Raw genomic sequence first — 9,042 nt, 5'->3', positions numbered from 1 at the left:
GTCGCCAGCGGCGAGCCGCCCTCGTTCGTGAGGCGTATATAGTCGCCACACTCGACAACTGTCAACACACATCGACAATGTTTTTGAAGTTTTTGCGACAGAAATTTCGGACCGGATCTGTCGATAGCCGACTGCCCCAGGGGAACGCTGGCAATACCGATTGGACGGCCAGGAAGGAGCCCTATTGCCGCCGCATTGCCGTTCGACACCAAAGCCAACGAAAGTGGGCGCCGCCGACGGAGCAGCCCCTCTCTTATGAGCCCTCCTATATAGGAGTGTGCGATGGCCTTGCAGAGAAGGTACACCGCCCCGCCTGGTAGGGCGCTCTATAAGAGAAGTGCTTGGGGGCAATTCGTTCGGAGCCTGGCGCTTCGTTGACTTCACCTGCCATGACAGGCAAATGTCACGGCCACAACAAAAGCGACAAGCCGTTCCGCCCGGGGAAGAAGCAGCCTTTCTGGATGCCAGACACGGAAGATGTCATAGCCGAACTCGGCAACGAGCCGCCGCTTGTCGCGGATGGCCGCAGCGGCCCGCCCGACCGGCGCGAGGTTTCTGCACGCTGGCTGTCGGGAACATTTCTCACTGGCGTCACCTCGAGCGTGCTGATGGGCGTGGCGCTGTTCGCCGCCCTTGACGGCCGCCAGCAACTAGCCACCCCACCCGAGATCGCCGAGTTGATCAGCCTTGCCGGCAACGGGGATTCTGGCGAAGTCGCCAAGACCACCAGGCTGGTGGCGCCGCGTCAGATCGCAAAGGCCAAGGACCGCCGCCGCATGGAAGTGTCGATGGTCACCAAGGTCGGCGACCGCGACGTCATCCACACCATGCCTTTCGTCCAGATCAAGATGGCCCTTGCCGCCGGCCACACCACCAGCCGCGCCTACCCACCCTTCGACCCGATGCAGGTGTTCGGCGACGACAGCGACGACAATGCCCAGCCGGCGACGGCCTCTGCCGCTTCCGGCCAGATCTACGGCGCCAAGGTCGAAAGCGAGATGAGCCTGAAGACCATCGATTTTCCGATCGAAACGGCTTCCTTCGACGAAAAGAGTGACCTCTCCGCCGACGAGGTGGAAAAAGTGGTGCGCGAAGCCGGCACCGACCTCAGCGACGGCGCCGTGCAGGTCGCTTCACTTCACTATGTCGACCCGCAGCGATTCGGCGAAGCTTTTGCCGAGAGCATGGCGGGCTCCTACGACGTCAAGATCGTGCCGGAAAATGTCTCGGTGGCGCCCCGCGCCACTGTTGACGACCAGGCGCCGGCTTTCGCCGAGGAAATCATCCCCTTCACCAAGGATCTCGACGTCACCGAGGCTTTTGCTAATTCGGGCTACACGGGTGAAGATGCCACCGGAATGGCCGAAGCTATCGCCAAGTTGCTCAACGCAACGGCGCTCAAAGCTGGAACCGTGCTGCGTGTCGGTCTTGAGGTTCACGGCGATGCCGCCAAGGTCGTGCGCACCAGCGTCTATGACCGGACCCAGCACATCGTCACCATCGCGCTCAACGATCGCGGCCAGTATGTGCCGGCGCAGGAACCGGATCCGAACCCCGAATTGCTGACGGCCTTCGATGATTCGTCGGCGCCCGTGGTGGTGCGCGGCAACCTGCCCAACGTCTATGACGGCATCTACCGCGCCGCCTATTCCTACGGCATGTCCAAGGTGATGACGCAGCGGTTGATCAAGTTGCTGGCGTCCGACGTCGACTTCCAATCCCGCCTCAGCCCCGCCGACCGCATCGAAGTCCTGTTCTCGCAGCCCGACGGTGACGACCAGACCTCGGACAGCTCCGAGCTTCTTTACGTCTCGGCGACGTTCGGCGGCCAGACCCGCAACTTCTACCGCTTCCAGATGCAGGACGGCGGCACCGACTATTTCGATGAGGACGGCTCGAGCGCCGAGCAGTTCCTGTTGCGCAATCCCCTGCCCGCCGGGAAATTCCGCTCCGGTTTCGGCGCCCGCAGGCATCCCATCCTCGGCTATGTCCGCATGCACACCGGCGTCGACTGGTCCGCGCCGATCGGCACGCCGATCATCGCCGCCGGCAACGGCACGGTCGAGAAGGTCGGCTGGGCCGGCGGTTACGGCAAGCAGATCATCATCCGCCATGCCAATGGCTATGAGACATCATACAATCACCAGAGCGCTTTTGCCAAAGGCATCGAACCGGGCGTGCACGTCCGCCAGGGCCAGACCATCGGCTTCCTCGGCCAGACCGGCCTCGCCACCGGCCCGCATCTTCACTACGAACTGATCGTCAACGGCACCAAGGTTGATCCGATGCGTGTCCGCCTGCCGGTCGGCAAGGTGCTGAAGGGCGATGACCTCGTTGCCTTCAAGCGCGAGCGCGAGCGCATCGACGAACTGCTGAAGCAGGAAGACAGCGATTCGCTGAAGGTTGCGAGCGCCAAGATCGACGGTTGACCCGCTTCAGCCTGGCGTATCTTCGGCCTGTCGCGGCCATGGCAATCGCTCACCGGGAATGGTCATCCAGGCGATGACAGCCGCAAGCAGGCAAAGCAGCGCGGTCACCGAAGAGACCGCGGCAAAAGCGGCGTCGCTGGCGGCGAGCCTCGCCGCATCGATGGCCGGCGCAAGCCCGGCTGGCGCCGGTTCACCAAATCCTGGGATGCCCGGCGTTGCGCTCGCGTCCAGTGCATTCGCGTAAACCCATGCGGCAAGCGAGCCCATCGCCGCCACCGCGATCAAACCGCCGATGCGTGAGACGGCATTGTTGATGCCGGAGGCCGCCCCCGTGTCCTTGTCTTCCACCGCCGTCATGATCGCGGTCGACAAAGGCGATACGACCAGAGCCATGCCGAGCCCCATCAGCCCCATCAGCGGGAATGTTCCGGTCCAGAAATTATGGATACCGGCGTAGGTGAGCAAGGCCAGCCCGGCAAACGCGAAAGCCACTACCAGGCTGCCGCAGGCGATCGGAAAACGCGGTCCGATCCGGTCCGACAGCTTGCCGACAGGTCCCGACAAAAGCGCGATCGCTGCCGACAAAGGCAGGAAGATGAAGCCGACCTCGGCCGTGCTCAGCCCCCAGCCGGCGATCAGCAGCATCGGCAGATAGAAAAGGTTGGCCGATAGCGCGAAATAGAGGAAGAACGTCGCCACATTGGCACCGGCGAAAGCACCGACACGAAACAGGCTGAGGTCGATCATCGGCTCACGCTGCCGAAGCTCGAAGAAGATGAAGACAGCCAGCAATACGACGCCTGCGGCAATGCTCGGCCCTGCCATGAGGCCCTCGCCGCTGGCGCTCATCGAGGTCAGCCCATAGGCAAGCGCGCCGAAGGCCAATGTCGCGAGCGCTGCACCGCCGAGATCCAGGCTGCGTTTCTCCGTCGGCGTATCGGCTGGAACCTTGGCCAGCAGAAGCCAGATCGAAATAAGCCCGAGCGGCAGGTTGATGGCGAAGATCGCCCGCCAGATGCCGTCGCCGAAGGCCGACAGCACGAAACCGCCGAACACCGGGCCAAGTGCCGTGGTCAGCGCTGAAGCCGCCGCCCAGATGCCGATAGCGCGGCCGCGTTCTTTCTTCGGGTAGGCCTTGGCGATGATGGCGAGGCTGCCGGGCACCATGATCGCTGCGCCAATGCCCTGGACGGCACGAAATGCGATCAGCACAATGGCATTCGGCGCCAGCGCACAGGCAAGCGAAGCGACGATGAACAGCGCAATGCCGGCCACGAAGGCGCGGCGTAGGCCGAATCGGTCGCCGGCGGCACCCCCGGCCAGGATCAGCGCCGACAGCGTCAACGCATAGGCATTGGAAATCCACTGCGCCTCGGCAAGGCTGGCGCCGAGGTTGACGCGGATCGCCGGTGTGGCGATGGCCAGGATCGAGCCGTCTATGAAGCCAAGCGCCGAGGCCAGAATTGCCGCGATCAGCACAAATCGCCGCTGCGACTGCGGACAGAACGTCCCATTCCTGACCGGGCTGGTCAGCGGGACGGCGGCAGCTTTACTCGGTGAATGCATGAAATCTTGCTTAAACCCCTAGCGCACCGGCAACAACCAGCCAGTGGCTTGCTGTCGCTGAAACCAGCCGTTTGGCCAGGTCGCACTCTGTCAGGGCGCAAATGGCACAGTCATGCTGGCGCCGTTACACGCAGCCGGCGGGGATTTCGGTGAGGCGACCACTTGAAAGCTCGGTTTCATTCTGATCGTGCATCTGGTCTATGCCGCCGCACTTCACAGTTCACTGCTGCGCAAAATCATCGGCTGAAGGTCCGCCGACAAACTCCACCGTCACACCCGGCGACACCAGCTTGGCCAGTTCACGCGCATCCCAGTTGGTCAGGCGCACACAGCCATGGCTTTCGGTCTTGCCGATCTTCGACGGATCCGGCGTGCCATGGATGCCGTAGGTCGGCTTGTCCAGGGCGATCCAGACCGAGCCGACGGGACCGTTCGGGCCCGGCGGAATGGTCAGGACCTTGTCGTTCTGGCCCTGCTTGAAATTGATGCTGGGATTGTAGGTGTAGTTCGGATCGAGCGCGACGCGCGACACCGTGTGAATGCCGGACGGTGACGGCGTGTCCGATGAGCCGATGGTTGCGGGATAGGCCGCGACCAGTCTGCCGCCGGCATCATAGGCGAAAACCTCTTTCTTGTCCTTGTCCGCGACGATGCGGGCCACCGGCGTCGAAACCAGTTTTCCAAAATTGGCGACCTTGATGGTCGCGCCGGGACGATTGAAATCGACGTCCGGGTTGAGCGCTTTGAGATAATTCTCGTCCATGTGGAAGCGCTCCGCGAGCGCCTCGGTCACCGACGTGTAACCCATGCGGTCGAGTTGCGCCTTCTGGCTGTAGTCTTCCGGGATCGACGCGACATAGGGACCGGCCGCATCCTCCGCTGTGATCGTGTAGTTGGCGAAGGCATCGCCGCCGGATTGCGCAAGTGCCGCCTGGATGGCGACCGCGTCGGTCGATCGCAGATTGGCGCCGGTGATCTGGTTGTAGGCAGCGAGCGCCTTGTCGACATTCGAACCGAAACGCCCGTCGATGACGCCAGGCGAAGCGCCACCCCGGTCGAGCAGCACCTGAAGGGCGGCGACATCCTGGCGCGCTCCCAGCGAAAGTGCCGGGGCAACAGTGGTTTTGTCGCCAGCCTTTGGTGGCAGAGCCGCCTGATCGGCGGGTATCGCCGGCTGGGCAGGGTCTATCGAGGCCTCGTTCAGCGGCTGGCGCTTGATGGTGCCCGGCTTCGCCGGCTGCGGCGCGTCGGGATAATTGTCGTCGTAGCTGCCATCGTCCTGCGGTGGGGGAGGATAGGCTTCGACGGAATTGTCCCCATAGGGATCGTACTCGTCCGCCGGCGGCGGGATAACGCGGCCTTCCTCTTCCAACTGCTGGCGGCGGAACCGCGCCATGTCTTCCGGATCGTCGAGATAGTAGCGGTCGTCGCCGTCGGGGGCGCGGCCCAATTCGCGCAGTCGTGTCTCACGGCGCAGGGCACGACGGTCGAGCCGGGTCTGCGGCGGCTGGATGGCGATGACCTTGCCGGTATCGGCATCGACGATGACGCGGTTGCCTCTAGCGTCGTAGTAGATGTCGAGATTGCCGTCCTGGGCGATAAGGATGCCCCCGGTATCGGCGGCACGGACAATCGGTGGTGCGCTGTCCTGCGTTGGGGCAGCGATTGCATTGGCAGACAAAAGCCCGCCGGCAAGTACCGAAAGGGTGAAGATCGTACGCAGCATAGTGGCGAAACTCTCCGGTCCGTAATTGCCGCCGCCCGGCATTGTTCTCTGGCGAAGCCCCTCGCCAGCAAACCAGTTACCCACCATATGGTTCCAACATGAACCGGGCATGAAGATGGCGGTTTTCCGGCGCCTCGAGGAATATAGACTAGCTTGCGGCAAGTCCTAATTCCTTGCGCGCCTGCTTGGTCAGTTTCAGGGCTACAAGGCGATGGCTCTCGCGCAAATAGTCCTTCAGCGCGGCATCATCCATGCTCTGGCTTGTCCGACGCTGGATCCATGTCATGCCGCGCGAGGCAAGATAGGGCGCGGGCCGCAGGCCCGGCTGCTCCTTGAGCACGTCATAGGCGATATCGGAGCATTTGAAGGTGACGAAGAGCTGCTGGCCCTGGTCCCAGCCGCCGATCGCGAAGACCTTGGCCCCGATTTTCCAGACATGGGCGCCGCCCCACTGGACGACATGGCTCGTCGCGGGCAGCGAGGCGCAGAAGCTGTTGTAATCGTCCAGTGTCATCCGCGCCCGCTTTTTTGCGCATGTCGCCCAAAAGTGGCCCCGATTTTGGGAGAACGACATGCATATGACAAAGACCTAAAAAGCCGCGCGTCCGGGATGGACGCGCGGCTTTGGATCAGGCTGCCACTTCCGCCGCCACAATCGTCGGTTTCGAGCGGAAGTTCAGCCGGTCGGAACCGGCTGTCACCTTGACGGTCGAGCCGTCGAGGATGTCGCCGAGCAGGATCTTCTCCGCCAGCGGGTCCTGCAATTCCTTCTGCATCACCCGCTTCAGCGGTCGCGCGCCATAGGCAGGGTCGTAGCCCTTGGCCGCCAGCCAATCGATCGCCTCCTGGTCCAGCGAAAGTGTGATCTTGCGATCGACAAGCAGGCTCTCCAGCCGCTTGAGCTGGATCTCGACGATGCGGCCCATATCCTGCCGGCGCAGCCGGTGGAACAGGATCACCTCGTCGACGCGGTTGAGGAACTCCGGCCGGAACGACGCCCTGACGACACCCATCACCTCGTCGCGAACCAGATCGACGTCCTGATCCTCGGTGAGATTGACGAGATATTCGGCGCCCAGGTTCGACGTCATGATGATCAGCGTGTTGCGGAAGTCGACCGTGCGGCCCTGGCCATCGGTCAGGCGGCCATCGTCGAGCACCTGCAACAGCACGTTGAACACATCGGGATGCGCCTTCTCGATCTCGTCGAACAGCACGACCTGATAAGGCCGGCGCCGCACCGCTTCCGTCAGCGCGCCGCCTTCCTCATAGCCGACATAGCCGGGAGGCGCACCGATCAGCCGGGCGACCGAGTGCTTTTCCATGAACTCCGACATGTCGATGCGCACCATCGCGCTGTCGTCGTCGAACAGGAAGCTTGCCAGCGCCTTGGTCAACTCGGTCTTGCCGACGCCCGTCGGCCCGAGGAACATGAACGAGCCGATCGGCCGGTTCGGATCCTGCAGGCCCGCGCGGGCGCGCCGCACGGCTTTCGAGACAGCTTGCACAGCCTCGCCCTGGCCAACGACGCGCTTGCCGATCTCATCTTCCATGCGCAGCAGCTTGTCGCGCTCGCCCTGCAGCATCTTGTCGACCGGAATGCCGGTCCAGCGCGAGACGATATGGGCGACATGATCGGGGGTGACCACCTCTTCGACCATGCCGGCTTTGCCGTCCTGGGTTTCGGCCTCCTTCAGCGTCTTTTCCAGCTCCGGGATCTTGCCATAGGCAAGCTCGCCGGCGCGCTGGAATTCACCCTTGCGCTGGGCAATGGCAAGGTCGTTGCGCGCCTCGTCGAGCTGCTTCTTCAGATCGGCGGCCAGCCCGAGCTTCTGCTTCTCCGCCTGCCATTTGGCGGTGATCTCGGTCGATTCCTCCTCAAGGCCGACGAGTTCCTTTTCCAGGCGGGCAAGCCGATCCTTCGAGGCGCCGTCCGTCTCGACCTTCAGCGCCTCGCGTTCGATCTTGAGCTGCATGATGCGGCGATCGATCTCGTCCAGCGCCTCGGGCTTGGAATCGACCTGCATGCGCAGCCGCGATGCGGCTTCGTCGACCAGGTCGATCGCCTTATCCGGCAGGAAGCGGTCGGCGATGTAGCGGTTGGACAGCGTCGCCGCCGCCACCAGCGCCGAATCCGAAATGCGCACCTTGTGGTGCTGCTCGTACTTCTCTTTCAGGCCGCGCAGGATCGAGACGGTGTCTTCCACCGTCGGCTCGTCGACGAACACCGGCTGGAAGCGGCGGGCAAGCGCTGCATCCTTCTCGACATGCTTGCGATACTCATCGAGCGTGGTGGCGCCGACGCAGTGCAACTCGCCCCGCGCCAAAGCCGGCTTCAACAGGTTCGACGCATCCATGGCGCCATCCGCCTTGCCGGCGCCGACCAGCGTGTGCATCTCGTCGATGAACAGGATGATGTTGCCGTTGGCCGAGGTGACTTCGGAGAGCACTGCCTTCAGCCGCTCCTCGAACTCGCCGCGATATTTGGCGCCGGCAATCAGCGCGCCCATGTCGAGCGCCATCAGCTGCTTGTCCTTCAGCGATTCCGGTACGTCGCCATTGACGATGCGCAGCGCCAGGCCCTCGGCGATCGCCGTCTTGCCGACGCCGGGTTCGCCGATCAGCACGGGATTGTTCTTGGTGCGGCGCGACAGCACCTGGATGGTGCGGCGGATCTCGTCGTCACGGCCGATCACGGGGTCCAGCTTGCCGGCACGGGCATCCGCGGTCAGGTCGCGCGCGTATTTCTTCAGCGCGTCGTAGCCCTGTTCGGCACTCGCCGAATCGGCGGTGCGGCCCTTGCGGACATCGTTGATGACCTGATTGAGCGCCTGCGCGGTGACGCCGGCCTTGGCCAGTATGTCGGCGGTCTTGGCCGATTTCTCCATGGCGAGCGCCTGCAAGAGCCGCTCCACCGTGACAAAGCTGTCGCCGGCTTTCTTGGCCAGTTCCTCGGCGGTCGAAAACACTTTTGCCAGCGGCTGGGCCAGATAGAGCTGGCCATTGCCGCCCTCGACCTTGGGCATCGCTTCGAGCGCCGTCTCGACGCCAAGCTTGACGTCGCGGGCGTTGCCGCCGGCGCGTTCGATCAGCGACGCGGCCAGGCCCTCATCGTCGTCGACGAGCACTTTCAGGATATGTTCAGGAGTGAATTGCTGATGGTTGCGGGAAAGCGCCATAGTCTGCGCGGACTGGATAAAGCCGCGCACGCGCTCTGAGTATTTCTCGAGGTTCATATCTGTCTCCTTCCATCACCGGCCCGCTTTGCGGCACCGGATCCGATTGCGGTGACGGACCCGCCCGGTCGAGCCGGGTCCAGTT

At 63.4% G+C, this 9,042-nt stretch carries 6 protein-coding genes; 1 reads left to right on the top strand and 5 read right to left on the bottom strand.

Annotated features, from left to right (window positions below):
* Positions 1–209 (bottom strand): hypothetical protein (locus NKI99_RS30735; RefSeq protein WP_352441783.1); only part of this gene is annotated, 209 nt, incomplete at its 3' end.
* Between the two features lie 252 nt (positions 210–461).
* Between NKI99_RS30735 and NKI99_RS30730 the strand changes: the two genes are divergently transcribed.
* A complete protein-coding gene (locus NKI99_RS30730) occupies positions 462–2,429 on the top strand; it encodes a M23 family metallopeptidase (protein WP_164892966.1) in 1,968 nt (655 codons plus the stop codon).
* Positions 2,430–2,435: 6 nt separating this feature from the next.
* On the opposite strand, the gene NKI99_RS30725 is transcribed toward NKI99_RS30730, so the two are convergent.
* From NKI99_RS30725 to clpB, 4 genes are all read right to left on the bottom strand, one after another.
* On the bottom strand, positions 2,436–3,995 hold the full coding sequence (locus NKI99_RS30725; RefSeq protein ID WP_352613285.1) for an MFS transporter: 1,560 nt from the start codon (positions 3,993–3,995) through the stop codon (positions 2,436–2,438).
* Positions 3,996–4,215: 220 nt separating this feature from the next.
* A complete protein-coding gene (locus tag NKI99_RS30720; protein ID WP_352613283.1) occupies positions 4,216–5,721 on the bottom strand; it encodes a L,D-transpeptidase family protein in 1,506 nt (501 codons plus the stop codon).
* A 148-nt stretch (positions 5,722–5,869) separates the two neighbouring features.
* Entirely contained in the window at positions 5,870–6,235 is a 366-nt protein-coding gene (locus NKI99_RS30715; protein WP_352613281.1) for an MmcQ/YjbR family DNA-binding protein, read from the bottom strand.
* Between the two features lie 115 nt (positions 6,236–6,350).
* A complete protein-coding gene (gene clpB / locus NKI99_RS30710; RefSeq protein ID WP_352613279.1) occupies positions 6,351–8,957 on the bottom strand; it encodes an ATP-dependent chaperone ClpB in 2,607 nt (868 codons plus the stop codon).
* Between the last annotated feature and the right edge of the window lie 85 nt (positions 8,958–9,042).

Source organism: Mesorhizobium sp. M0239 (assembly GCF_040321815.1).
Classification (GTDB): Bacteria; Pseudomonadota; Alphaproteobacteria; order Rhizobiales; family Rhizobiaceae; genus Mesorhizobium.
The sequence above is the reverse complement of the archived record's forward strand: the minus strand, read 5'-3'. Positions and strand labels throughout refer to the sequence as shown.